General features: G+C 47.5%; 20 protein-coding genes, 1 pseudogene and 1 riboswitch. Of the genes and pseudogenes, 11 read left to right on the top strand and 10 right to left on the bottom strand.

The annotated features are described in order from the left end of the window. Positions 1–11: 11 nt before the first annotated feature. Both Q4Q49_RS08960 and Q4Q49_RS08955 read right to left on the bottom strand, forming a co-directional pair. The gene (locus tag Q4Q49_RS08960) at positions 12–497 is read right to left on the bottom strand and encodes a hypothetical protein (protein WP_219251730.1); all 486 of its coding nucleotides are present in this window, start codon (positions 495–497) and stop codon (positions 12–14) included. Positions 498–788: 291 nt separating this feature from the next. Next, entirely contained in the window at positions 789–1,250 is a 462-nt protein-coding gene (locus Q4Q49_RS08955; protein ID WP_311999173.1) for an AsnC family transcriptional regulator, read from the bottom strand. Between the two features lie 130 nt (positions 1,251–1,380). Here Q4Q49_RS08955 and Q4Q49_RS08950 point away from each other — a divergent pair, with 130 nt between their 5' ends. Then, positions 1,381–1,728: a hypothetical protein gene (locus Q4Q49_RS08950; RefSeq protein WP_311999172.1), complete on the top strand. Its 348-nt coding sequence runs from the start codon at positions 1,381–1,383 to the stop codon at positions 1,726–1,728. A 532-nt stretch (positions 1,729–2,260) separates the two neighbouring features. On the opposite strand, the pseudogene Q4Q49_RS08945 reads toward Q4Q49_RS08950, so the two are convergent. Both Q4Q49_RS08945 and Q4Q49_RS08940 read right to left on the bottom strand, forming a co-directional pair. Further along, positions 2,261–2,521 (bottom strand): annotated as a pseudogene (locus Q4Q49_RS08945) (GIY-YIG nuclease family protein); the annotation flags it as partial. 20 nt (positions 2,522–2,541) lie between these two features. Further along, positions 2,542–4,677, bottom strand: coding sequence for a S9 family peptidase (locus Q4Q49_RS08940; RefSeq protein ID WP_311999171.1), 2,136 nt, complete (start codon positions 4,675–4,677; stop codon positions 2,542–2,544). 168 nt (positions 4,678–4,845) lie between these two features. Further along, positions 4,846–5,075, top strand: a riboswitch (FMN riboswitch). 189 nt (positions 5,076–5,264) lie between these two features. Here Q4Q49_RS08940 and ribB point away from each other — a divergent pair. Both ribB and Q4Q49_RS08930 read left to right on the top strand, forming a co-directional pair. Then, positions 5,265–5,918, top strand: coding sequence for a 3,4-dihydroxy-2-butanone-4-phosphate synthase (gene ribB / locus Q4Q49_RS08935; RefSeq protein WP_011848186.1), 654 nt, complete (start codon positions 5,265–5,267; stop codon positions 5,916–5,918). Between the two features lie 440 nt (positions 5,919–6,358). Beyond that, the gene (locus tag Q4Q49_RS08930) at positions 6,359–9,583 is read left to right on the top strand and encodes an EAL domain-containing protein (RefSeq protein ID WP_311999170.1); all 3,225 of its coding nucleotides are present in this window, start codon (positions 6,359–6,361) and stop codon (positions 9,581–9,583) included. Between the two features lie 94 nt (positions 9,584–9,677). Here Q4Q49_RS08930 and ftnA read toward each other — a convergent pair whose 3' ends face one another. Then, the gene (ftnA, locus tag Q4Q49_RS08925; RefSeq protein ID WP_006083664.1) at positions 9,678–10,214 is read right to left on the bottom strand and encodes a non-heme ferritin; all 537 of its coding nucleotides are present in this window, start codon (positions 10,212–10,214) and stop codon (positions 9,678–9,680) included. 349 nt (positions 10,215–10,563) lie between these two features. On the opposite strand from ftnA, the gene moeA reads away from it, so the two are divergent. The 4 genes from moeA (at position 10,564) to Q4Q49_RS08905 (ending at position 13,632) form a co-directional block, all read left to right on the top strand. After that, complete coding sequence (gene moeA / locus Q4Q49_RS08920; RefSeq protein WP_311999169.1) at positions 10,564–11,817, top strand: molybdopterin molybdotransferase MoeA; 1,254 nt, start codon at positions 10,564–10,566, stop codon at positions 11,815–11,817. Between the two features lie 10 nt (positions 11,818–11,827). Further along, entirely contained in the window at positions 11,828–12,595 is a 768-nt protein-coding gene (moeB, locus tag Q4Q49_RS08915; protein WP_011982076.1) for a molybdopterin-synthase adenylyltransferase MoeB, read from the top strand. Between the two features lie 99 nt (positions 12,596–12,694). Next, on the top strand, positions 12,695–13,357 hold the full coding sequence (locus tag Q4Q49_RS08910) for a Bax inhibitor-1 family protein (protein WP_106648561.1): 663 nt from the start codon (positions 12,695–12,697) through the stop codon (positions 13,355–13,357). A gap of 17 nt (positions 13,358–13,374) precedes the next feature. Next, positions 13,375–13,632: a DUF333 domain-containing protein gene (locus Q4Q49_RS08905; RefSeq protein WP_106648564.1), complete on the top strand. Its 258-nt coding sequence runs from the start codon at positions 13,375–13,377 to the stop codon at positions 13,630–13,632. A 73-nt stretch (positions 13,633–13,705) separates the two neighbouring features. Here Q4Q49_RS08905 and rlmF read toward each other — a convergent pair whose 3' ends face one another. Both rlmF and Q4Q49_RS08895 read right to left on the bottom strand, forming a co-directional pair. Next, on the bottom strand, positions 13,706–14,797 hold the full coding sequence (rlmF, locus tag Q4Q49_RS08900) for a 23S rRNA (adenine(1618)-N(6))-methyltransferase RlmF (protein WP_311990972.1): 1,092 nt from the start codon (positions 14,795–14,797) through the stop codon (positions 13,706–13,708). A 58-nt stretch (positions 14,798–14,855) separates the two neighbouring features. Beyond that, the gene (locus Q4Q49_RS08895) at positions 14,856–15,278 is read right to left on the bottom strand and encodes a flagellar basal body-associated protein FliL (RefSeq protein WP_107946212.1); all 423 of its coding nucleotides are present in this window, start codon (positions 15,276–15,278) and stop codon (positions 14,856–14,858) included. A 171-nt stretch (positions 15,279–15,449) separates the two neighbouring features. Here Q4Q49_RS08895 and Q4Q49_RS08890 point away from each other — a divergent pair, with 171 nt between their 5' ends. Further along, a complete protein-coding gene (locus Q4Q49_RS08890; protein ID WP_107946211.1) occupies positions 15,450–16,025 on the top strand; it encodes a chorismate lyase in 576 nt (191 codons plus the stop codon). A gap of 81 nt (positions 16,026–16,106) precedes the next feature. Here Q4Q49_RS08890 and Q4Q49_RS08885 read toward each other — a convergent pair whose 3' ends face one another. Together Q4Q49_RS08885 and Q4Q49_RS08880 are read right to left on the bottom strand one after the other, a co-directional pair. Next, positions 16,107–18,704 carry an immune inhibitor A domain-containing protein gene (locus Q4Q49_RS08885; protein ID WP_311999168.1) on the bottom strand — a complete coding sequence of 866 codons (2,598 nt, stop codon included), beginning with the start codon at positions 18,702–18,704 and terminating at the stop codon, positions 16,107–16,109. Between the two features lie 316 nt (positions 18,705–19,020). Continuing rightward, positions 19,021–19,614: a YhgN family NAAT transporter gene (locus tag Q4Q49_RS08880; protein WP_011848195.1), complete on the bottom strand. Its 594-nt coding sequence runs from the start codon at positions 19,612–19,614 to the stop codon at positions 19,021–19,023. A 482-nt stretch (positions 19,615–20,096) separates the two neighbouring features. Between Q4Q49_RS08880 and Q4Q49_RS08875 the strand changes: the two genes are divergently transcribed. Next, positions 20,097–21,749: a metal transporter gene (locus Q4Q49_RS08875; protein WP_311999191.1), complete on the top strand. Its 1,653-nt coding sequence runs from the start codon at positions 20,097–20,099 to the stop codon at positions 21,747–21,749. 61 nt (positions 21,750–21,810) lie between these two features. Then, positions 21,811–22,608: an NRDE family protein gene (locus tag Q4Q49_RS08870; RefSeq protein ID WP_311890548.1), complete on the top strand. Its 798-nt coding sequence runs from the start codon at positions 21,811–21,813 to the stop codon at positions 22,606–22,608. A gap of 67 nt (positions 22,609–22,675) precedes the next feature. Here Q4Q49_RS08870 and Q4Q49_RS08865 read toward each other — a convergent pair whose 3' ends face one another. Continuing rightward, positions 22,676–23,128, bottom strand: a complete 453-nt coding sequence (locus Q4Q49_RS08865; RefSeq protein WP_006083706.1) for a DUF4440 domain-containing protein — start codon at positions 23,126–23,128, stop codon at positions 22,676–22,678. A 401-nt stretch (positions 23,129–23,529) separates the two neighbouring features. Between Q4Q49_RS08865 and Q4Q49_RS08860 the strand changes: the two genes are divergently transcribed. Then, positions 23,530–24,093 (top strand): lysophospholipid acyltransferase family protein, encoded by a 564-nt coding sequence (locus Q4Q49_RS08860; protein ID WP_311999167.1) that lies wholly within the window; start codon positions 23,530–23,532, stop codon positions 24,091–24,093. Positions 24,094–24,102: the final 9 nt, after the last annotated feature.

Below are 24,102 nucleotides of genomic sequence, written 5' to 3'. Positions count from 1 at the left end.
CAACCATAAATTTATTGTCGGAACATTTGCATGCGCCAATTCACTTCCCAGGTTTTACCTTGATCTGCAGACATAGCTTGCTCCCAGCGCGGGGTTTCGGTAGAGGTGTCAAACCATTTGTAGCGAACCCGAATAGGTTTGCCATCCAGTTCATCATCACATTCGAAGATGCCAATACCATTTTCAAACTTACCTACGACCGGCGGCATTAAACTACCGGTGCCATCAAGACCAGCGTTGATATTGTCGAGCCAATAAATACTCCACAATTGCGTTTGCGGATTAAACAAACGCAGCGACATGCCGACAAAACCCGGGCGCCAGGAGGGTGCGAGGAAATCATCGTAGTTGCCGATGCCACCAGGCAGCAATCGCATCTCTTGGTTCGCTTCGAAATGCTCCCAGTCGTTGGAATGTTGCAAACGATGACGCAGCCGTTGGTTCTCTATCCGCCAGCGGCCAACGAAAAAATCAAAATCATGTTTAGGGTCATTCACACTGTGTTTTCCTTGACTGAGTGATGCTGTAGAAAGGGCAAGTGCCGAACGAGATCATAAGGCGCCAGGCGTTATCAGGACATAGACAAAACCAAGTAATTAGCCTGGGTGAACCACGGATTTCACAGATTTAAACCGGTTTTTCTTTGGATTTCGCACAAATGGCGAAAGCTGGCTAAATTGCCCCGTGAGCAAGGACTTGAAGGTCGAAAAAACACTGCGCATTGGTTGAGCATAGGCGTTACTGACGCTGCAAATTGCCGTTGGCAAGCGCCAGTTTTGAGGAGCGCATTAGGAGGATTTCGGCAATTGATCACCATGACAGCGTGGACGGTTTTCAAACTGAGACGACAGCACCATCGAGGTACTGGTTTTACCTATTTTACCCAACGACATTAACAAGCCTTGTAAATGTTCCGGCGAGGTGACACCTATGTGCATCAGCGCACAGTGGTTACCGGTGGTCGCATGCAGTGCTAACACCTCGGAATGCGCAGCAGCCCAAGCATCCAAGGCAGCATGTGAATCCACCACAATATTGATAAAAGCTTCAAAGCTATAACCCAAGGCGCGTAAATTAACTCGGGTTTGGTAGCCCGTAATCACACCAGCCTCTTCCAAACGTCGCACCCGCTCTGTTACCGCGGGCGCAGTGAGATGGACTTGCCGGCCAATTTCGGTGTAGCTGATGCGCGCATTACTTTGCAACAGGGCGATAATTTTGCGGTCGTAGTTATCAAGTTCAAAAGCCATAGTAAACCTAGTGAAATATCTTTAATTCAGTGGTTGTATCGCGGCAAATGCTTGGGATTTACACTGTGTCGACACGAGTTTTCCACTTACCATAGTGGCTTGTTATTGCCACTTTCGCAGATGCTCATCGATGCAAAATATCATTGAAATTCGGAGTTACCAATTAAAACCAGGTACTGGGTCACAGTTCCATCAATTGTTACATGAAAAATCCTTACCACTATTGGCCGCCGCAGGGATTGATGTGGTTCTCGCCTCAGCCTCTTTGCAAACCCCAGACGCCTACATGTTAGTGAGGGCTTATCACAGCTTAGCGGATTGTCAGCAAAGCCAGCAGGCGTTTTATGCCTGTGCCGCCTGGCAAAATGGGCCGCGGGTCGCTATTTTGGCTTGCATAGAAAGCTGCAACACCATGGTTTTAACTGCCGATGCTACTTTAATCGAGATTTTACGCCATCAGGCCGGACCGACCCCGTGATCAAAAACGGCTGGTTATGCATCCAGCCAATCATCATGAACCTGTTTGCAGTCGCGTCGGTTTTGTTACTTTTTCCATTGCAGATCGATTTGCCTAAAGAAGTTTATCGAGAAAACCATGGTTAAATTTTGCGGCAAAACAACAGAATCGCGGTAAAAGGCTGCGTGTCACTGGATTGACAGTGCTTAAATCGTTTCATCGGCATATACAAACATCTGGATTCCCGCTCAAAAACACTGCGGGAATGACGGAAATAAGACAGGACATGCGTATCTTTTTAAGCAAATCGCAGACAACACCAAAGCGACAGGGGTTCACCTCCCCTCGGAGTTGCCGCAGGGCGAATAGACAAATTGCGTGAGTCTCGCCATGGATGGCGAGCTAGCTTTCGCAGGTGCAGGGATGCGTCTTGGAGAATCCAAGGAGGATAGGACGAGCAGTCCTCCTTGGTCGGGTGTGGGGTGAAGCCCCACGACGTTGATTTAGCTTTTGCCTGAAAACAATAAGATCTGAATGATGTCAGAGTTCAGTGTCATCTGAGTACAGATTCGATCAACGCCAATTTCTGAGCACGACTCAGCTTTTTAACTGCAATTTCACGGCGCAGTGCATCGCCGTGACTGCCAACCTGCTCTTGATACATCAGCGTTAATGGACCTTTACCGCGCAGATACTTAGCGGATTTGATGCCACCCGACTGATGCTCGCTAAAGCGTCGCGCTACGTCGGTGGTGACGCCTGTGTATAAATGCCCGTTGGCGCAGCGGACTAGATACAAGTACCAAAGGGCAGATTCGGTCACTTACGAATGACCTACTTTGCCATACCTAACAGACTCAAGAAGAAGGCATATTCTTGGGCTGTGTCTTGGTACTGGCGATAACGACCACTCTTACCGCCGTGGCCGGCTTCCATATCCACGTTAAGTAACAAGACTTTATCGTCGCTCTTGTACCATTGGTTTTTAACATCACGCAGTTTAGCGACCCACTTGGCGGGTTCAAAATACTGCACTTGCGAGTCATGCAAACCCGTCGTCACTAACATGTGTGGGTATTCTTGCTCGGTGACATTGTCGTAGGGCGAGTAACTCAGCATGTAATCGAAATAGGTTTTCTCGTTCGGATTGCCCCACTCGTCGTACTCATTGGTCGTCAATGGAATCGACTCGTCCAGCATAGTCGTCACCACATCAACAAAAGGTACATGGGCGGCGATGGCAAAGTACTTATCCGGCGCTTGGTTAGCAATTGCGCCCATTAGCAAACCGCCCGCACTGCCGCCAGAGGCGACAACCTTGTTTTTATCGCCATAACCTTGTGCCGTTAATGCCGTTGTTACGTCGATAAAATCATTGAAGGTGTTTTGCTTATTCAATAGCTTACCGTCGTCATACCAAGGGCGGCCGAGCATTTCTGAACCGCGCACGTGGGCGATGGCATACACAAAACCGCGATCGAGCAGACTGATAACGGATGAAGAAAAATCGGGTTCAACTGTGTAACCGTAAGATCCATAACCGTATTGATACAGAGGGTTAGTACCATCTTTCTTGAATTTATCTTTACGATACACCAAAGAAACGGGCACTTTCACACCATCACGGGCGGTAATAAACACACGTTCGGCACGATATTGGCTGGCATCGAAGCCGCCTAAGACTTGATCTTGTTTTAATAAATCCCGTCTATCTGGATTCACTAGCGAATATTCGTATACGGCTTCTGGCGTTGTCAGACTAGAGTAGAAAATGCGTAACTTATTGCTGTCTTGCTGAGAATTAACATCTAAACCCATCACATAGGCAGGTTCATCAAAGCTCAGTTCGAAAGGCTTTTGACCATTGAACGGCATCACTTTAATTCGCGTCAGGCCATTTTCGCGGGTCTGAATAATCAGATAATCCTTGAGCACTAACTCGTCTTCGATACGGGCATTGGGGTTATGCGCTACCACTTCTTGCCACTTAGATTTGTCCGCCGCATCTTTGATGGCAACTTTCATCAAACGGAAGTTAGTCGCCTGCCAGTTGGTGAGAATGTAATAAGTATCACCCAACTTAGACACACTGTATTCGTGGCCTTCTTCCCGCGCTAACACTGGCTTGAATAAACCCAGAGGATCCTTGGCATCAAGCACTGACACTTCGCTCGTCGTGGTGCTCTCTTGGAACAACACAATTTGCGACTCATCTAAGGTTTTGCCGAGTGAAATATAAAAAGAATCGTCTTGTTCTTCATACACTAAAACATCGCTTGATTGCTTAGTGCCCAGCTCATGGCGATACACTTGGTAGCCAAGTAAGGTTTGCAAATCTTTGGCGATATAGAACACATGTTTGTTGTCGTTTGCCCACACTACGCGACCTTCGGTGTTTTCAAGCACGTCGACGATCATGTCACCCGAGGCCAAATCTTTAAAATAGATGTGATATACACGGCGGCTGAGGACGTCTTCACCAAAGGCCAACATGGTTTCATCTGAGCTGACACTCGCGCCGCCTAAGCCATAAAACTCATGGCCCTTTGCTCGCTCGTTCACATCCAGCATCACTTGCTCAACGCCATCGGCGCCCTTACGGCTGATTAGCGGATATTCGCCGCCTTCTTTATAACGACTGTAATAGCTGTGCTGGTGCCATTGGTACGGCACGCTCGACTCATCGGCGACTAAGCGCTCAGTTAACTCTTTAAAGAGGCCATCTTGCAGCGGCTTTAAGGGTTTGAAATAAGCCGCAGTGTAGCGATTCTCAGCTTCGAGATGGGCCAACACTTTAGGATCTTTGCGTTCATCGTCACGCAGCCAATAGTAATCATCGGTGCGCGTTACGCCATGCAAGGTCATCACATGGGGAATTTTTTCAGCAACTGGGGCGGGTACTTGCCCTTTTGAGGTCGAACAACCGGATAACAACATGGCAATACCTAAAGTTAGCAGCAGAGATCGCATTTATACGTCCTTGTGACGTCCATTAACGACCGTCGAAAAATGCGACGGCAAATAAATTAGTATGATAGTGGTCAGGTGTGCACTAGCGCAAACATTGAACGCGAGAAGTTGCCATTCGCGGTAAATAAGAGCAACATAACCGCGTTTTTGAGCGCAAACGGTTCAAAAGCAAATTCTCAGGGCGGGGTGAAACTCCCCACCGGCGGTAAATGGGTAACGCTAAGTGATTATTTAACTGAGCACCCCCAAAGCCCGCGAGCGCCCGAAATCACTTTCGGGGTCAGCAGATCTGGTGCCTTAGATTTTGCCTAGTGCAAAACTGACTATTCCAGAGCCGACGGTAATGGACTGTTTGCTTTAATGGCGACAGTGCTGAGTCCGGATGGAAGAGAATGTAAGACAACATTGTGGTATTTAAGTGCAACGCGCTTATGTATTGCAGTGTTAGCCTCATGTTTTGCAATAACTTCACCCCAAGTGAAGTGATATTGCTACAGCAAAATCGAGCCATTAGGTTTGATTAGGTTGTATTTCTGCACGCCCTGATTCTGGATATTCCAATGTCGTATTTTTTAAGGATATTAACCATGAATCAGTCTTTACTTGCTCCTTTTGGTACTGCTATCGAACGCGTTGAAGCGGGTCTTAATGCCCTGCGTCAAGGCCAAGGTGTGTTAGTTGTCGATGACGAAGATAGAGAAAACGAAGGCGATTTAATTTTCGCTGCCGAGACACTGACGAACGCCCAAATGGCCATGCTCATCCGTGAATGTAGCGGTATTGTTTGCCTGTGTTTACCCGATGAAAAAATCAAAGCCCTCGAACTGCCTGCTATGGTCGAGCACAACTCGAGCCAATACGGCACGGCATTTACTGTGAGCATTGAAGCGACTGTCGGTGTAACGACTGGGGTTTCTGCCGCTGACCGCGTGACCACCATTAAAGCCGCGATTGCCGACAACGCTAAGCCAAGCGATCTCGCTCGCCCTGGCCATGTGTATCCACTTCGCGCCCAACCGGGCGGCGTGTTAACTCGCCGCGGCCATACCGAAGGCACGATCGATTTAGTGCAACTCGCTGGCTTAAAACCCGCAGGTGTATTGTGTGAAGTCACTAACCCAGACGGTACTATGGCGCGTTTACCCGAAATTATCGCCTTCGGCGCACTGCACAATATGCCTGTGCTGACGATTGAAGACATAGTGGTCTACCGTAAATCGCTACTGGCGAAGGTCGGTTAAGTCAGACTTCAATGGCCTAAACTTAGGTCATTAGCTAAAAAATAAAGGACGTTTCGCTGCGGCAAACGTCCTTTTTATTGGGCGTTATTTGCAGCCCAACTTCGCCTATCCCACTTTTTATATCTTCCCTGAATCACTGCCCATGGAACATGAAATAAAGTCATTCTTTCGAATGGCAAAAACTGTCTCACATCACAGACAAATGAAATGTTTGTTTGATAGGCACAAAATATGCTAATAAAAATAGCTGTTTAGCTCGATATATAACAATTTGCTTAATTTCGTGACCTAGATTAGATATCCATAAACTAAAGGTCGCGGTGACTGGCCGCCTATGTTAAATATTCTCACCCTGTGCCTAGTTCCATTTTCAACTCAAGTTCAACGTGATGACGTTGAATTTCTTTTTTTGACTAGGCGAACGAGTGGAGTGATCTTTAATGCCGTCAGCGTTACACCACCTTAGTTTGAAGCAAAAGCTCATACTATTTTCGCTTGTCCCCTTGTTGATGATGAGTTTTTTTATCCTGACGCGCATGCATGGCTTAATAAATGAATCACACTCGGCCAAGCACAACCATCTTGCGGTGCAGGCGACGGTACACATCACCGAATTACTGTATCAGTTGCAGAACGAATATGGTCTGAGCACCAATCAACTGCCCGCCGATAACGCGCTAGTCACGCAACAACAGGCGACCTCCAAAGCTCTCGATACGTTACTTAACAGTGAACCTTTAGCCCACCTCAGTGAGTCGCTCGATCCTAAGAGTATTGAAGCCAGTCAGATGAACGCATTATTAGATGCCATCACACTCACAGGCCACAGACTCGCCAACGCACGTCAAACTCTTGCGAGCGAAACACAAGGCTCGTTTAGTGATCTCTATAGTCAACTGCACACTCAGCTATTACAGCTCATTCAACTATTGCAGTTACAAACCAACGAAATCAGCCAATCCCGCGCCTATACCGATTTAATAAACTTGCTGATGGTGCAAGAACTCGCCGTAAAAGAACGTAGCGCGATCAATCATTTGCTGCTCAGCGACTCACTCAATTTGAATGATTACCGCACCATAGGCTCCTTCATGTATGAATATGGCCGAGCTGTGATGCACGCGAGCAGTGCCGCGATTTCCGATAGAAAATCGTTACTGAAAAACCTGCAAGATTCGCCAGAGAATCAACGTATTCTGCAAATTAGCCAACAAATCGAGCAACAAACCCGCATTAGCGCACTGGCACAGAATATTAATGCCAACTTAGGTTACGGTGGCTTAATGGGGAGTTTTCAGGACTATCTGCTGAAGGGCGATGACGTTTCACTGCAAAAATTTAATGATGCGCTAGCGAACATTCACCTCAACTTAGATGAACTCAATCACGAAATTCGCTTTCTCCCCGAATTTAAGTCGGCGCTGAAAACCATTGAGAACAGCGTAGATCAATACCAGTTCAGCATGGTCAAGCTAAAGCAACTGCGGCAGCAAGGTTTGCCGATGGCGGAGATCAACGCCATCGCGCAAGTCCCAGCCAGTGAGGACAAGTTAAGCCAAGCGATGACACAGCTGTTAATGCCGCCACACCCGATTGACAGCCAAAAATGGTGGGGACTCACCACAAAGCGTATCGAACAACTGCATCAACTCGCCAAGGACATCACCCAGACCATGGCGCAGCAGAGCGAGTATCAACAAAACCAAGCCCTGACCTTCCTCGGCTTGTACTTGTTATCAGCCCTATTTACCGCAACCGTTACACTCTGGCTCGGACAGAAGATCATTCGCAACTTTATGGATAAAATCACTAAGATTGCCAATGATATGCAGCAAATGGCGGAAGATCCCAAGCTCAATATCAATATCCGCGTCTCAGGTACCGATGAACTGGCTCGCATGGCTCGCGCCATGAACCGCATGATCAGCGAACGGCAGAAGGCAAACCATGCTCTCACCCGCGCCGCTGCTGTATTTGACTATTCTGCCGAGGGCATAATGGTGACTGATGCCGACAACCATATCGAACTGGTCAATCCGGCTTTCTGCAATATTACTGGCTATACATTGGAAGAAGTGAAAGGCCGCAGTCCATCCCTTCTCAGTGCTAACCGTCACCCACAGCACTTTTACACCGCCATGTGGGAGTCGCTGCAAACAGAAGGAAAATGGGAGGGCGAGGTTTGGAATAAGCGCAAAAATGGCCAAGTGTATCCCGAGTATTTAGCCATTACTGTGGTGCGAAATGAGCAGGGGAAAATAATCCAACACATTGGTTTATTTATGGATATCAGTAAGCGTAAGCAATATGAGCAAGATCTTTGGTATCAAGCCAACTTCGATGCGTTAACGGGCCTGCCTAATCGTAAGTTGTTTAATGAGCGCCTGCAGCACGAAATCCATGTGGCGCAGCATGACTCACGCAAACTGGCGATTCTGCTGATTGACTTAGACCAATTCAAATACATCAACGATGTGCAAGGCCATGCCACGGGCGACTTATTACTTAAAGATGTGGCCAAGCGCTTAGAAAGCATTGCGGGTAAAACCGACTTTATCGCCCGCATCGGGGGGGATGAATTTGTGCTTATATTGCCGCGACTGACTAACGAACTCGCCATCGAACACATGGCAACGCGTATTATCGAAACCTTAGGCATACCATTTGACTTAAATGACCGCGAGATCCAGATTTCAGCCAGCTTTGGTATCGGCGTCTATCCCGAAGATGGCCTCGATGTCAGCTCACTCACCCGCAATACCGAAACCGCCATGTATCAAGCTAAAGATGCGGGACGGAACAATTTCAAATACTTTACCGCGGGCATGAATGAAGCCATGTTCGCTCGGATGGAGTTAGAGCAACGCCTGCGCCGCGCCGTGGCACAAAATGAATTTGCCCTGCATTATCAACCCATAGTGGATATGCAAACTGGAGTAGTCTGCAGCGTCGAAGCCCTTATCCGCTGGCAAGATCCTGACTTTGGCCTGATCCCACCGGATCAATTTATCCCGCTGGCCGAAGAAACCGGACTGATAGAACCTATGGGCGAATGGGTGCTCAACCAAGCCATGCATGATTTGAGACAGTGGCAGAAAAGTGGCTTAAAAATCAATGTTGCGATTAATGTTTCTGGCCGCCAATGTATCAACACCCGCGGCATGGGATTCGACCAAGTGCTGCAGGAATGCTTTAACCGCCACCATGTGAACCCGCGCAATGTGCATATTGAGATCACAGAAAGCATGCTGATGGGCGATGCCAGCCACTGCTTGAGCACACTCGAATCGATTCGCCATTTAGGCTCGCAAATCTATATCGATGACTTCGGTACGGGTTATTCTTCCCTGAGTTATTTGAAAAAATTCCCGATTTCAGTGATTAAAATCGATCGTAGCTTTGTGGAAAATGCCCTCGAAAGTAACGCTAATGCTAACTTAGTCAAAGCCATCGTCATGATGGGGCAAAGTCTCGAAATGGAATTAGTAGCCGAAGGCATAGAAACCGAGGCCCAGTGGCATTTCCTGCGTGATTTAGGTTGCCACTTCGCCCAAGGATATTTGATCTCTAAACCACTGCCCTTCGACGAGATCACCCCCTTGCTGCACATCAAGCACACAGCACTGCTCAACCACGATTACCAAGATAGATGCGTGAATATCTAAGATGCTGAAAGCTAGCAACTAATAGTAAAAAGAATTGAAGAATAAATAGCAAAAAAGCAGCCTAGGCTGCTTTTTTGTGGCGAATAAAACGCGCTTAAGCCTGTGGTTGGCCTTGACCGTTCATTATGCTTTCGCCGCCCTTAGAGGCTAACTTAGCTAAATCTTTATCAATAAAGAACAGTGCCTTACCATCTTCACCCACTAAACGTATCTTATCGACAATCGACTTAAACAGCTTTTCTTCTTCGTGCTGCTCGGCCACATACCATTGCAGGAAGTTGAAGGTTGAATAGTCTTGATTCGAAAAGGCAGCATGGGCCAAGGCATTGATCTGACTGGTGATCAACTGCTCATGCTCGTAGGTAAGTTCGAACAGAGCCAGTAAAGAACTAAACTGTGACTGCGGCGCTTCGATCGCCCCTAACAAAGGTAAGCCACCGGTTTCACTCACATAAGTGAATAGACGACGCATATGGCCCATTTCTTCGTCCGCGTGCTCACGCATAAACTTAGCTGCACCTTCAAATCCCTGATCTTCACACCATGCACTCATTTGCAGGTATAAATTTGAGGAGAAGAACTCCATATTAATTTGTTCATTCAACTTTTCGATCATAGTGGCTGACAGCATAGTAAATCCTCTTTTGCATTCGAACTGAATCATGGGGCACATTGTCATCAAGGGGGTCGACAAAAGCAACAAAATTTACCTTTAGATTTTTAGCTAAGTTAATGATTCATTGATAAAAATGATTTTCATTTGTCCAGCGACTCGCGTTCAGCCTTCGACTTAGCTGCGCAAATTGCGTTACTTATTGCTAGGTTATCATCCAAAGTGGCAGGAAAAACTGACTGGCCTATCACAGAAACTCACATGCAAATCATAGCCATCGCCGATCACCGTGGCATAATAGCCAATCATAGTCAGGTGGAAATTCATTCAGCGTCATCACGACCCATTGCATATAAGGCAGACCCTCATGTCCGTAACAGCCGATCCTTGTTCGCAACCTAGCTTAATGCATCCAGATCAAGCTATTCCCCTTTTGCTCGAACAAGTTAGCCCAGTGTCAGACACCGAAGTCGTATTGCTTCCCCATGCCCTTGGTCGCGTCCTTGCGGAAGATCTCGCTTCCTGTATAGACCTGCCCCCCTTCGACAACTCCTCAATGGACGGTTACGCCTTCCGTTTTGTCGACTTGAATACGCAAACCAATCACACCTCATTACGCCTTATCGGCAGTTCGTTCGCCGGCCATGGTTTTGAAGGTGAAGCTAAACCTAATACCTGCATACGGATCATGACGGGCGCGCCCGTGCCTGCGGGTTATGACACAGTGCAGATGCAGGAAGAAGCCGAAGTTGAAGGTGAGATTATTCATATTCGCCATCCTAAGGCGCAAGGTGCCAATGTGCGTTGCCGTGGCGAAGAGCTGACCCAAGGCACTAAGGTGCTCACTGCTGGTATTCAAATTGGCGCTGCCGAACTCGGCGTATTGGCCACTATTGGTATCAGCCAAGTGCGAGTCTATCGTCAACTTAAGGTGGCGTTTTTCTCCACGGGTGACGAACTGCGTCCTGTTGGCAGCGAACTCGCGCCGGGGCAAATTTACGATTCAAACCGTTACTCGATTCAAGGTTTACTCAGCCGCGCTAATGTGGAATGGCTTGATTTAGGCGTAATAGCCGATGATCCTGAAGCCATACGTCAGGCATTTCGCCAAGCCGCCAGCCAAGCAGATATGGTGCTAACCTCGGGCGGCGTGTCGGTAGGCGAAGCGGATTTCACGAAACAAATTCTCGATGAAGAAGGCAAAATCACCTTCTGGAAACTCGCCATCAAACCAGGCAAGCCCTTCGCCATGGGAAAAATTGGCAATGCGGTATTCTGTGGTTTACCGGGCAATCCCGTGTCTTCTATGGTGACGTTTTATAAGCTCGTTTGGCCTATCCTGAACAAGATGCAGGGTTTAACCCCAGTTGAACCTTTGATGTTAGACGCCATACTCACCACACCGGTGCGTAAACAACCGGGCCGCGTCGAATATCAACGGGGCATTTTAAGCCGTAATGCAGAGGGCAAACTCGAGGTTGCCATTACTGGTAGCCAAGGTTCTGGCATGTTGACTTCAATGAGCCTAGCGAACTGTTTCGTTTTATTGGAACAATTCCAAGGGGATACTGCCGCTGGCACGCAAGTGACGGTCGAGCCCTTTAACAGCGTGCTCTGCTAGGAAAATCTCTATGAATGTGCCTGACGATATTCTCAGCGACAGCGAACTCTTAAGATACAGCCGTCAGATCTCCATCAAAGCCATGGATATCGACGGCCAAGAACACCTAAAACAAGCGAAAGTGTTGATGATAGGTGCAGGCGGATTAGGCTGCGCCGCCAGCCAATACCTCACAGTTGCAGGGATTGGCGAGCTGACCTTGGTCGATTTTGATCACGTTGAACTCTCTAACCTGCAGCGCCAAGTGCTGCATCAAGATGCCAATGTCGGCCAGCCAAAAGTCGAATCGGCCAAACAGAGCCTGAGTCAGCTCAATCCCTTTATTAAGATCAACATTATCAATGCAGTATTAGATGATCATGAGATTGACGCCCTTGTCGCCAATCACAATCTAGTGCTCGACTGCACCGATAATGTCAGTGTGCGCGAACAACTCAATCTCAGCTGTTTTAAGCATAAAGTGCCCTTAGTGTCCGCGGCAGCCATTCGGATGGAAGGCATGGTCACAGTGTTTGATTATCACAGCGACACACCTTGTTATCACTGCTTTAGCGCCCTATTTGGCGAGCAACAACTCAGCTGCGTCGAGTCAGGCATACTCGCGCCTGTGGTCGGCATGATAGGTTGCTTGCAGGCAGTTGAAGCCATCAAGGTCATCACTGGTATGGGTAAAACCTTAGCGGGACGCATGTTGATGATCGATGCGATGACGATGGAGTTTCGTGAGATGAAACTACCGAAACACGCCAACTGCAGTGTCTGTGGTACTCAGGCTTAAGATATTCTCGCTTGAAAAACAGCTTTACTTGCCTTAAGTTAGCCCGATGCTGGTGAGGCTGAACGACCAGTTAACATACGGAAATAAAAAGGAAAATATATGGATTCGGAAAATAGTGTATTTGATCGCATGACCACAGACGATCCCATCGTTGGCGCTGGTATCTACAACCTCGTTATCGGCCTCACGCTGATTTGGGGTTTTGCCGTTAACTATTGGATGGTCACCAATATCGACCCAGAAGCGATTGCCAGCGTGAATCCTTGGATTTTCTTTATCGGCTATTTTGCCTCCTGTTTTTTCGGGATTTATCTGTTTCAAAAATCGAGCAATCCCGTGGTCAGCTTTATTGGCTACAACTTTGTAGTCGTCCCCTTCGGCTTAATTATCAATATGGTAGTCAGTCAATACGACCCTGAATTAGTGACGGAAGCCATTCGCATTACTGGCCTAGTAACCATTGCCATGATGTGTCTAGGCACACTCTTTCCCGCCTTTTTCCAGAAAATTGCCGGTGCACTCACGATTGCTTTGTTGCTGGTTATCGTAGTCGAGCTAATTGAAGTGTTTATCTTTAATACTCACCACGGCATTTTAGATTGGATAGTGGTGCTGATTTTCTGCGGGTATATAGGTTACGACTGGGGACGGGCGAATCAGATCCCTAAAACCATAGATAATGCCATCGATAGCGCTGCCGCTTTGTATATGGATATCATCAACTTATTCCTACGCATTCTGCGAATTTTAGGGCGTAAATAAGTCACCAAGGAGTGTCTATGAAAGGCCTATTACCGTTTACTGCAACTTTACTGCTGGCAACTGTGGCACTCGTGGGTTGCGGCGAAGCTGAAAAACCTGCTGCGCAAGTTAAGATTGCTAATCCGGCCTCTGAGTATTGCATCTCTCAGGGTGGTAGCTTAGTAATAGAGAAAACCGCCGAAGGTGAGCATGGTATCTGTACCTTGCCAAACGGTGAAGCCATAGAAGAGTGGGCGTTATTCCGCCGTGATCATCAGGAAGAAAAGCCGCAGTAACAGTGGTTATTTTTACCTTTAATCAAAACAGGCGCCATTGGCGCCTGTTTTGTTATTAAGTAAACTGAAAATCTTAATTGGCTAAGTGTTCAGCGCGCCAGATTTTGCGCTTAGCGGCCGACTGAAAGCTCCACGCTAAGACCCGCGTAATTTTATTGCCTTGCTGCATTTCAATCGTCTTCACTGTATCGACGTTCAACTGTGCTAAGGCTTGATAACAAGGTTTCAGGTTTTCTTGCTTCGACACTAGGCTAGTGAACCACAGGCATTGGTCTGCAAACATCTGACTCTCACGGATCATAGTCGCCAAGAACTGTCGCTCTCCGCCTTGGCACCAAAGCTCTGCCGCTTGGCCGCCGAAATTCAGCTTAGGTGCAGCCTTTACTGAGCTCCCACGATTAAGCTGTAGATTATTCACCTTACGCTTTGTACCTTCGCTCGCCTCGGCCATAGAGGCATGAAATGGAGGATTACACAGGGTTAACTCAAAACGCTCTTCGGCTTGGATTACTCCCTTGAAGACCGCCTTGTCATCTGGCTGTAATCGTAAGCTTATCCGCCCTTGCAGCGCTGGGTTTTGCTCGATAATACTCTGCACATTGGTGAGTGAATGGGCATTGATATCCGAGGCAACAAATTGCCAGCCATACACTTGGCTGCCCAATATGGGATAAATACCGTTCGCGCCTGTACCAATATCTAATACCCTCGCCTTACTTATGGCACATGACTTATCGCCTTCGGCTAACAGATCTGCCACGTAATGCACATAATCGACGCGACCGGGGATAGGAGGACATAACGCTCCTTGAGGAATATCCCAAGAACCAATCCCATAGTGATGTTTAAGTAGTGCCGCATTGAGGGTTTTGACTGCCAAGGGGTCGGCAAAATCTATCGACAACGCGCCATAGGGCGTGGGCCGCACAAAGGTTTTCAGCCGAGGGAATGCACTGATTAGCGCCGGAAAATCATAGCCATTCAAGTGGGCATTACGCGGATGCAGGGCTTTTTTGATTTCAGCCCTAGGTTTGTCTTTGCTGGGCTTTGACCTGCCTTCAGGTTTAACCTGCTTAGATGCGTTAGCTTTTTGGCGGGGGCTCGCTGCGCGGGTTGCGGTTTTCGCAGTCGCTGATGGAACGGATTTAACGGCAGGTTTTGACATAGCAGCTCTTGTAACGCAATGGGCCGACATAAGTCAGCCCATAGAATAAGACAATGAATTAATCGTACAGATAAGAGGTAAAGAGTAAGTTTACAATCAATGCTTTACCTGCTTCTTGAGTGATCAAGTTATTGACCATATCGAAGCACTCACGACGGATTTCTTCACGGCCAGTGAGTGACTTAATCTTTTCTTCCGATTGATTACCTAACACTTCCACAATCGCGGCGCGTAATAGCGGATCGTGACGCTCAATAGTGACCAGATCATCGGGGCTCTTCACCATTAACTCGACGCTGATCTTCACAAACCCTAATTTCTTACGGTTAGAAATGTAGTTAGTGACGATTTCGGGCTCAAAACCATAGTAGGCGTATTCACCCGTAGGTGTTGCCGCGGGTGCAGCTTCTTTTTCATCGGCCGCATAAACACTGAAAACACTGGTAAACAGGATCAGACAGACTGAGAGTAATTTTTTCATAGCGACTTGCGGCTCCCTAAAAACAATCATGGTGATGGAAAATACTTCCCAATCTATATAGCCAAACAACCTGAAAACGCCAGATCAGTATCAGGAGGTCGCTTGGGTATATATGCTAGTGTCGCGACATGTTAAACTGCCGACGTTTGCCTATATTGTAACGAGTATTTAATGAATGTGACTAGCTTAAGCTTCCCCTATGGTGAATCTATTCAGTGGTTTTCAGCCGAACTAGCCGACAAACTCCCAAAATCGCCCTTGAAAGAATGGTTGCTAGCTACAGGCAGCCTAACTCAAAAACTCAAAACTTGCTGCACTCAATTTGAAGTCAAAGTCCTTGGCGAAGGACTGCATGCGCCCTTAGATGGCGAATATCCCCAGCAAGGCTCAGTATGGATCCGCGAAGTGTTACTTTGCCTCGACTCAATCCCTTGGGTGTTTGCCAGAACCTTGATCCCCGAAAAGTTAATGGCCGAGCGCCAAGCGGATTTTTTAGGGCTGGGCACCCGCCCCTTAGGTGAACTACTGTTTAGCCAAGATCATTTTGTCCCTGGCAGAATCGAAGTCGCCAGTTTTGAGACCTGTAGCCGCCTCGCGCATTTAGCCGAAAGTTTAGATCAGAGTGTCGAACATGAACTCTGGGGACGCCGCCGCTATTTTCATCACGGTGAACACGAAATGATCGTCAGTGAAATCTTTCTGCCTGCGGCCGAGCAAGCTATCCGTAAGCTTGAATCCGAGCTTTAGCCAAAGCTGCACTAATGACTGATGACAAATAAAAATGCCTCTAAATTAGAGGCATTTTTGATCTGCTATTACGCGATTCACTTAGCGAATATTTAACTGACGACGCCAAGTCAATAAGCCAAGGAAAGCAAGGCTCAACCAACCTAGACTACCACCGCCAGAACTTTCATTCGCCGGCGGAGTCACCGGAGGTGTGACTGGCGGCGTAACTGGTGCAGTAACGGTCACTGTCAGACTACTAATATCTTTAGTATTTTGCGCATCAGTTACTGTAAGCGTCACATTATAAGAGCCTGCGCTTGCGTAGGTATGGGTTGGCGAAGCCGCTGCACTTGTGGTGCCATCACCAAAATCCCAAGCGTAGGTTAATGCCCCCATACCACCATTAATATTACTGGTGAAGTTTACAACTAATTGATTGACCGTATTAGTAAAACTGACTTTTAACGGCGCTACAGCATCAGAATTTGCATTTGCTAACCGAATAACCGCTGTGCTGTTATTACTGGCTTGCGATAGTACCTGCATCGTCAAACCTAACTGCTGCAATACCATACCAGACTGGGGTTGTAGCGGCGCACTGTAATCTAGACTGTCATCAAACAGGCTGACAGCATCGCGATTATTGTCACCTGCATAGAAGGTTTGTTTTACTGTGCTAAAGGCTGCATCGCGGATTTGTACCTCGGTAGAGCGAGTGCCAATCAGGTTTTGGTCAGCATCAATCACGCCAATCAAGCCATGGCCCGCATGATCGGAGACATTATTGTCACTGTAACCAAAATCTTCTAACCAGACTAATACACCAGGATCAAAACTTGCCACGTTTAAGCCAGCATCGACACCGTTATGGCTACGCAGTTGGATAAGATAGCGAGATGCCGCCCCAGGACGTGAGTCCTTAATCCGGCTATAACCATAAAACGTCACTTTATCCGCGACTTCGGCGTTATCACCATATAACTCAGTGGTATTTTGTTTAACGCTGATGTTATCGAGAGTGATCCCTGACCCTCCGGTATAGTCATCGGTGACATAATTGATCTCGACCGCAATCGTTTTCCCTGAATAGGCAGATAAATCATACTCTAACGTTACCCAAGCATCATTGCCTTCCGCCTGAGCAATCGCAGACGACTCGCCAGTAATAATATGACGAGCGCTATTTACCCCATTGTTAAACTTAGTATGATTACCCGCAATAGCCTCACCATCCACTTTCACTTGCATGTAGTCATAGTCACGTTCAATACTCCAACTGGCTTTCATACTAAGGATCAGTTTATCTGTCGTGACTGCGGGCAAAGTAACATTGAAATTCATGCTGTTATTCAGCATATCCCCTTGACCAGAATAATACTGATAACTGCCCTGATAAGGTGTTTTAAAGGGGATTGGCGTTGGAGGAAGTGGAATGGAGATCTGGTTAACCGCCTGATGATTAACCGCCTCATTCAAGGTCACATCCATGCCAGATTTTGGAATACTATCTAAACTGATTTCACGTTCATTCAACCACTTACCTTTATATCTTTCCTGTAGGTAAGAGCGCGCATAGGGACTAAAGCCACTCGGCTGGGCACCAGCGATAGCACCAGCCCAACTTCCACCAGACATCAAAGACCATAACCCTACAGGCGAGCCGTCTTTATTATCATTTTCAGTGGTATCGTATTCATCTGGCAGACCTAAATCATGGCCAAACTCATGGGTACACACGCCCGTGGCCGCATCGATAGGCTGAATGGTATAACCGAATACTTTTTTATCCGTACCAGGAAGCGCATAGCCATTGGTTGCTTGGTCAACAAAAAATCGATGCGACCAAATTGCACTCGCGCCTAAAGCTCCACCACCGGCTTCTTCACCTATGCTAGAGTGGAAAATCATCACATGGTCGATAATGCCATCGGGCTCGTTGTAATTACCGTTGTTGTTCAAATCATTTTGGTCTTCAACATCATAGCTAGCTAACTCTGCAGGAGACATATTCGCGACGGCTTGAGATACGGCTTCTTTTACCAATTGTTCGACCTGTGAATCACTACGAGTATCTGGATCATTAGCACCATAGTATTCGGCATTTTGTGAGGCGGTATACCAACCCTTTACATCCCCAGTAAAGGAGAAGGTTTGCCCTGAAACCGCTTGATAATATTGATAAGCCGAATCTAACGTCTGCCCCTGTGGACCATTAAAGCCAGTCGTCGAAAAAAGTAATGCCTTGTAGTGGGACGCAGGATAACTTGGGTAATACATGGCCGTATCACCCGCACTTAAGCCATTGTTATCATGTTTTAAATCAGGAAAATCCACTAATATAGAGAGTACTTTAACGGTTTTTTTTACATCCGCATCAACCAGTAAACGCTGTGCGGGTGAGCGCATCATTTGCGATGACTTAGCTCTTTGCAGACGCGCATGTTCGGCTTCAACTTCGATGCGCGGCGCCTTAGGTTGAGCCAAAGTGGCACGATGAATATATGCTTCTATCGCTTCCTGCTTGACGCTATCACTGGCATCCGCGGCCACTTCGCCACGTTTAATCAACCAATATAAAATTCGATCTTTATTAATCACACCCGCATCAGCAGGCGTATGATTCGGAGCCGCAATACTCGCGCCGCTAATCAATGCCAACATCAGTCCAAACGCTGTCACGCCTTTTGCACTTCGCATTTTTAACATCCTTACTGTAACAGCCAACGCCATTCTATTTATTAAGACTAGTGTCTCTTTGTATTAAGACAAATTTGCCTTTATGAGTCATCTACTCAGGGTTTATCTATCTCAAGATAGAGAGACAGAGTTTTTGACATTATCAGCACTGCGTTGAAGTAACAACTTGATACATTACTTCGCTGGCACGATTTACACTTTTGTCAGCGTTTATTCAGCAAACCTCTATGCTGAGGGCATTCCAGCCAAATCCCTGCCATAAAAAAACCGCATTAATAGCGTTAATGCGGTTTCGATTTAAGCGAGCGAGATAAATTTAGCCGGCGGTTTTTAGATAATTTGAAATACCGTCGAGGAACATTTGTACTGAGATCATGACCAATACCATGCCCATCAAACGCTCAACCGCAGTGAGGCCTTTTTCACCCAGCACACGGGTGAAGAGTTTATAAAACATTAAGATCACTGCGCTTGCCCCCCAAGCAGACACTAATGCTATGGTCCAATCGCCCATGCGTGAGCTATCGGTATGCGCCAGTAGAATCAAAGCGGCAAGAATCGATGGACCTGCCATCAAGGGAATGGCCATAGGTACGATAAATGGCTCTTCTCCCGCGGCTAATCCAACGACACCACCGGGTTGAGGGAAAATCATTTTAATCGCGATAAGAAACAGAATAATCCCGCCTGCAATACTCACAGACTCAGAGCGAAGATTTAAGAAACTTAAGATAGCCTCACCCGCATAAAGGAAAGACAGCATGATCACTAAGGCGAAGAGTAACTCGCGGATCAATACCTTACGGCGTTTCTTAGGATCGATATGCCGTAGAATCGACGCAAAAATCGGCAAATTCCCCAGAGGGTCCATGATCAAAAACAACATTACCGCAGCAGAAAATATATCCATTTAACGTATCAACACCCAAGCCAACATAAGCCCATATTATATACCCAAACAACCTGAAGATGCAGGATTCAGCGGGAATGTAACGCACTTTAGGCAAGGCGGTTATTTGCGGACCTAGTGGGCTAAGTTAAAAATAACCAACACGGCATAAAGTACGTTACAACCCGCCGGAACGGAGCGCCTAGGGAGCTCCACTTCCGTGTTGCAACAATTCAAAAGGTGGCCGACATTCTGTCATTGATGCGCCTTGAATTGAAGCACCCTAGGCGCTCTGAAACTCGTATCTTCAGGTAGCTTGGGTATAGTACCTTTTCTCGATGTTGATCTGAAAATTTCTCCGCTCAATGGCCAAAGTGAATAAAATTCGCCCCCGAAAACCCCAGCGCAAAATGTCAGTTTGGTAAATTGCCAGCAAGTCACTGCTCACTTTGACTTACAGCTGGTATACTATGGCGTTTTTTCAGCAAATTTCCGTGGAATCCATGCTCTATCTTCTTGCTAGTTGTATCGCACTCTTAATTGGGCCACTGTTTTATCGCTACTTTTCATCGGGCAGCGGATTACAGAAGGGGCTCGATGGCTTTATATTCGTCTCATTAGGCGGATTAGTGTTGATCCACATCTTGCCAGAGCTGCTGCAGCATGGTGGTTTGTTAGCCGTTGTTTTTGTATTCCTAGGTATCTGGGGACCGACCGCCAGCGAACGCCTATTCCACCGTTATTCAGAAATCACCCATAATCTCACCTTGTCCCTAGGGATCGGTGGCTTGCTACTGCACACCATCACAGACGGTGGCGCTATGGTATTGGCGCAGCAAGATGGCAATTCGATCTTACTTGCCCTCGGGGTCATTATGCATCGCCTCCCCGTCGGCCTCGCCATTTGGTGGTTACTCAAACCTCAAGTCGGCACCCGCTGGGCTAGCTTAGTGCTGGTCGCTATGATGCTACTTACGGGTGTAGGTTACTTCGCGGGCGAGCAATTAATCACTCAGCTCAGTTTAGAAAATACCGTTTATTTACAATCATTTGTTACCGGTTCGATTTTGCATGTGGTGCTGCATCAACCCCACGGTCAGCACGATACCGACAAGCAAGGCAAATATGAGTACCAAGCGGGTATCGGCAGTTTGCTCGGCATAGGCTTGCTCGTGATGCTGCTCTTGATGGATTCTGGCGGCCACGAACATGCCCACCATGATCACAGCACAGAACAATTAATGACGTGGCTACTGACACTCGCGCCCATATTACTGCTGAGCTATGGTGCGGCTGCGCTGCGCTTCAAATTCGGTTTAACACCGCAGGATAGCAGCTTAGCCCGCCGCTGGTTTCAACGCTTAGCGGGGCCAGAAGCTCTCGTCATCACCGCCCTGTTGCTCGGTCCTTGGTTAGCGTTATTCCAGTTACTTGTGGTCTTTATTCTCAGCGCTTATTTAAGCCACGCTAACGTCACTATTACCGATCCACATACTAAATTACCCAGTAATTCCCTACGTTTCGGCTTTGCACATTTAGTCGATCGCAGCGCACCGTGGATTTTACTCAGCCTAGTACTAGTGAATTTAATCGGCCATCCTTCAGTGCCATTAAGCAATCCACTGCTGCAGGTTATAGTGCTGTTGCTCGTGTTTTTACCTATGCGTTTCTGCAACTTAGGTGCTGCGGTACTGGCTCTTGCACTGGCCTACAGTGGCTGGAGCCCTATCGCGATTATGATGCCGCTGATTGCCGCACCTGTGCTTAACATAGCGCAGCTTAAGTTAATGACATGGCCGCAAAGGGCAATATTACTGAGTATTATTGCCCTAAGTTTAGTCGCAGCACTGCGTTTGCCACTGTGGTTTTCCCTATTCACTTTGCCAGAAGTGGTGAACTTAGTCGCGCTACTGATCCTGTCGGGATTATTTGCCGCCAGCTTACTGCGCTTAGGCCCACGTAAATTTCTACGCCGCTTAATGCTGAGCAAACCAGCAGCTCATGCGCATGGCCATTCCCACGAACATGCGCATAGCCATGAACCTAGCGCTTCGCACGCATCTGTTCAAAGCACGACTGAAATACCTAGTGCCCATGATCATTCCGATGAACATACACACGAAAAAGCAAAAGCGGATAAGCACTCGCACCACTAACACTGTTCATTTGTGAGCAGACAGGCTAAGTTAATCTACCTTTGGATTAATTTAGCCTGCTATGTGCATACTCTTTGTCGCCATTAATGCCCATCCTAAGTATCCCTTAATCATCTGTGCCAACCGTGATGAGTTTCACCATAGACCGACCGCACCAGCACACTTTTGGCCACCGGAAGAAAACATACTCGCAGGAAAAGATCTGCAGGCGGGCGGCACTTGGTTTGGGGTGAATAAGCAGGGACAAGTCGCCGCTGTGACGAATTTACGCGTACCGCAAAAGCCCCCAGAAGCCATGCGTAGTCGTGGTGAACTCATCACTATGACACTCAACTCTGGGTCGCTCGTGTGCCCAAATTGGCTCGTTGAGCACAGTGACAATTATCAACCATTCAATCTCATCTTCGGCCAAGGTACTGACTTATATTGTTTTAACAGCATCAATAAAGACACAGTTAAACTCGCCGATGGATTTCATGCCATTAGCAATGGCGCACTCGATGATATTTGGCCGAAAATGGCGAAGGGACAACAAGCGCTAGAAGCCGTGATCAATCAGTCAGACAACCTAGAAGTGCAAGCGCTGTTACAGCTGATGAAAGACGACTCTCAACCACAAGATAATGAATTGCCGAACACGGGAGTGGGGATAGAGTGGGAACGGCGCTTAGCCGCAATTTATATTCGTCACCCCGACTATGGTACGCGCTCCACCAGCATTCTACTTGAGGATACTGAGGGCGGCATGCATTTCACCGAAGTGAGATACGACGGTAAAGGTAGACAGCTCGGACAGCAGGATTTCCATTTAACCCTGCCCGCCGAGCCACCCGCTAAGCCAGACTGTTTACTATCGTAAAGCTCACCTTCTGTGCTGAGTTAAACGCGCACTTTAGTCAGCGCTGTTGTTCAATTAAAACTGCGACTTAGTCCGAACTGTGATCCATAGTGATCACCCAGCGGTCGTCAATTTTCTCAATCAACAGGGTAAACACGCCCGTTGGGGCATCTTTTATCCGCCGTAAATCCCAGCGCCCAACCACCATAGCGGCGTAATTGCTGAGCATTTTGATTTCTTTTATCGTGAACTTCAGCTCACCAAGCGCTTCTTTATTGGGGTAATTTTTCTTATAGGCAGCGAGCGTATCCTCCCAGCCGAAACGGAACTTACCGTTAGAAACAAAGCGCAATTGCTCACTCTTCCAGTAACCTTGCATATAAGCATCGAGATCGCCGCGATTCCAGGCGTCTTCTTGGCCTTTGAGCATCTGCGTAATTTCATCCGTCGGCACCGCACTCACATGGCAAGTCACTAAGAGTAAAAGTGCCGCAAAAACACGCTGCCAGCTAACCTTGTTTAATAGTCCATTTTTCAACATAGTATTGTTCCCCCACAATCAGGTTAGACTGTATTATACCCAAGCTACCCCAAGATACGAGTTTCAGAGCGTCTAGGGTACACCAATTCAAGGCGCTTCAATGAAGGAATGTCGACCACCTTTTGAATTGATACAACAATGAAGTGGGGTGCCCTAGGCGCTCCGTCCCGGCGGCTGATGTTGATAATGTGGCAACGCATTTTATGCCGTGCTGACTATTTAGAACCGCGAATAGTCTTGTCTAAAATGCGTTACCTTACTATGAACATCAGCCGCTGAATCCTGCATCTTGAGGTTGTTTGGGTATATCGCGAATTCAGCACAGACTATCTTGCTAAAGCCAATTTAAAATCTAAAAAAGCTGATGATATTATTAATTTTTCGACTCTGGGCACCGAACTATGTTTACACCACTTTGCCGTTGGCTACTTAAGCTTTCAGGCTGGCAGATAGAAGGCCAACTGCCCGACTGCGCTAAATACATCATCATAGTCGCACCGCATACCAGTAACTGGGACTTCATCGTGGGTATTTTAGCTCGTGGGGCGCTTGGCACTCGAATTCACTTTCTCGGTAAACACCAACTCTTTATCCCGCCTTGGGGATGGTTCTTCCGCGCGATTGGCGGCAGCCCTGTGGATAGACGCAAAAACAACAACTTGGTCGATGCCGCTGTGCAGCTGTTTGAGTCGAAAACCGATTATAAGCTAGCGTTGGCGCCCGAAGGTACTCGCAGCCCAGTAACACGCTGGAAGTGCGGCTTCTACCATATTGCCTGCAAGGCTCACGTACCTATCACTCCCGTTGGCTTAGACTTTAGCCGCCGCACTGTCGTTATCCGTACGCCATTACAGCCTAGTGGTGATATCGCGACCGACATGCACGAGATTTTAAGCTTCTATCGCACCATTAAAGGTCGCCATCCTAAGGTGATCCCTGATTTTATGGCGAGTGCGAAACATTAATATTTTCCC

Origin of the sequence: Shewanella sp. SP1S1-7, from assembly GCF_031932105.1 — a bacterium.
Lineage (GTDB): Bacteria > Pseudomonadota > Gammaproteobacteria > Enterobacterales > Shewanellaceae > Shewanella > Shewanella baltica.
Note: the sequence above shows the minus strand (reverse complement) of the source record. Positions and strands in the feature narration are given on the sequence as shown.

What these genes read in the sequence shown, in the direction of transcription:
- Q4Q49_RS08955 (WP_311999173.1), bottom strand. Translation starts at nt 1,250, where the DNA reads ATGGCTTTTGAACTTGATAACTACGACCGCAAAATTATCGCCCTGTTG.
- Q4Q49_RS08950 (WP_311999172.1), top strand. Translation starts at nt 1,381, where the DNA reads ATGCAAAATATCATTGAAATTCGGAGTTACCAATTAAAACCAGGTACT.
- Q4Q49_RS08940 (WP_311999171.1), bottom strand. Translation starts at nt 4,677, where the DNA reads ATGCGATCTCTGCTGCTAACTTTAGGTATTGCCATGTTGTTATCCGGT.
- ribB (WP_011848186.1), top strand. Translation starts at nt 5,265, where the DNA reads ATGAATCAGTCTTTACTTGCTCCTTTTGGTACTGCTATCGAACGCGTT.
- Q4Q49_RS08930 (WP_311999170.1), top strand. Translation starts at nt 6,359, where the DNA reads ATGCCGTCAGCGTTACACCACCTTAGTTTGAAGCAAAAGCTCATACTA.
- ftnA (WP_006083664.1), bottom strand. Translation starts at nt 10,214, where the DNA reads ATGCTGTCAGCCACTATGATCGAAAAGTTGAATGAACAAATTAATATG.
- moeA (WP_311999169.1), top strand. Translation starts at nt 10,564, where the DNA reads ATGTCCGTAACAGCCGATCCTTGTTCGCAACCTAGCTTAATGCATCCA.
- moeB (WP_011982076.1), top strand. Translation starts at nt 11,828, where the DNA reads ATGAATGTGCCTGACGATATTCTCAGCGACAGCGAACTCTTAAGATAC.
- Q4Q49_RS08910 (WP_106648561.1), top strand. Translation starts at nt 12,695, where the DNA reads ATGGATTCGGAAAATAGTGTATTTGATCGCATGACCACAGACGATCCC.
- Q4Q49_RS08905 (WP_106648564.1), top strand. Translation starts at nt 13,375, where the DNA reads ATGAAAGGCCTATTACCGTTTACTGCAACTTTACTGCTGGCAACTGTG.
- rlmF (WP_311990972.1), bottom strand. Translation starts at nt 14,797, where the DNA reads ATGTCAAAACCTGCCGTTAAATCCGTTCCATCAGCGACTGCGAAAACC.
- Q4Q49_RS08895 (WP_107946212.1), bottom strand. Translation starts at nt 15,278, where the DNA reads ATGAAAAAATTACTCTCAGTCTGTCTGATCCTGTTTACCAGTGTTTTC.
- Q4Q49_RS08890 (WP_107946211.1), top strand. Translation starts at nt 15,450, where the DNA reads ATGAATGTGACTAGCTTAAGCTTCCCCTATGGTGAATCTATTCAGTGG.
- Q4Q49_RS08885 (WP_311999168.1), bottom strand. Translation starts at nt 18,704, where the DNA reads ATGCGAAGTGCAAAAGGCGTGACAGCGTTTGGACTGATGTTGGCATTG.
- Q4Q49_RS08880 (WP_011848195.1), bottom strand. Translation starts at nt 19,614, where the DNA reads ATGGATATATTTTCTGCTGCGGTAATGTTGTTTTTGATCATGGACCCT.
- Q4Q49_RS08875 (WP_311999191.1), top strand. Translation starts at nt 20,097, where the DNA reads ATGCTCTATCTTCTTGCTAGTTGTATCGCACTCTTAATTGGGCCACTG.
- Q4Q49_RS08870 (WP_311890548.1), top strand. Translation starts at nt 21,811, where the DNA reads ATGTGCATACTCTTTGTCGCCATTAATGCCCATCCTAAGTATCCCTTA.
- Q4Q49_RS08865 (WP_006083706.1), bottom strand. Translation starts at nt 23,128, where the DNA reads ATGTTGAAAAATGGACTATTAAACAAGGTTAGCTGGCAGCGTGTTTTT.
- Q4Q49_RS08860 (WP_311999167.1), top strand. Translation starts at nt 23,530, where the DNA reads ATGTTTACACCACTTTGCCGTTGGCTACTTAAGCTTTCAGGCTGGCAG.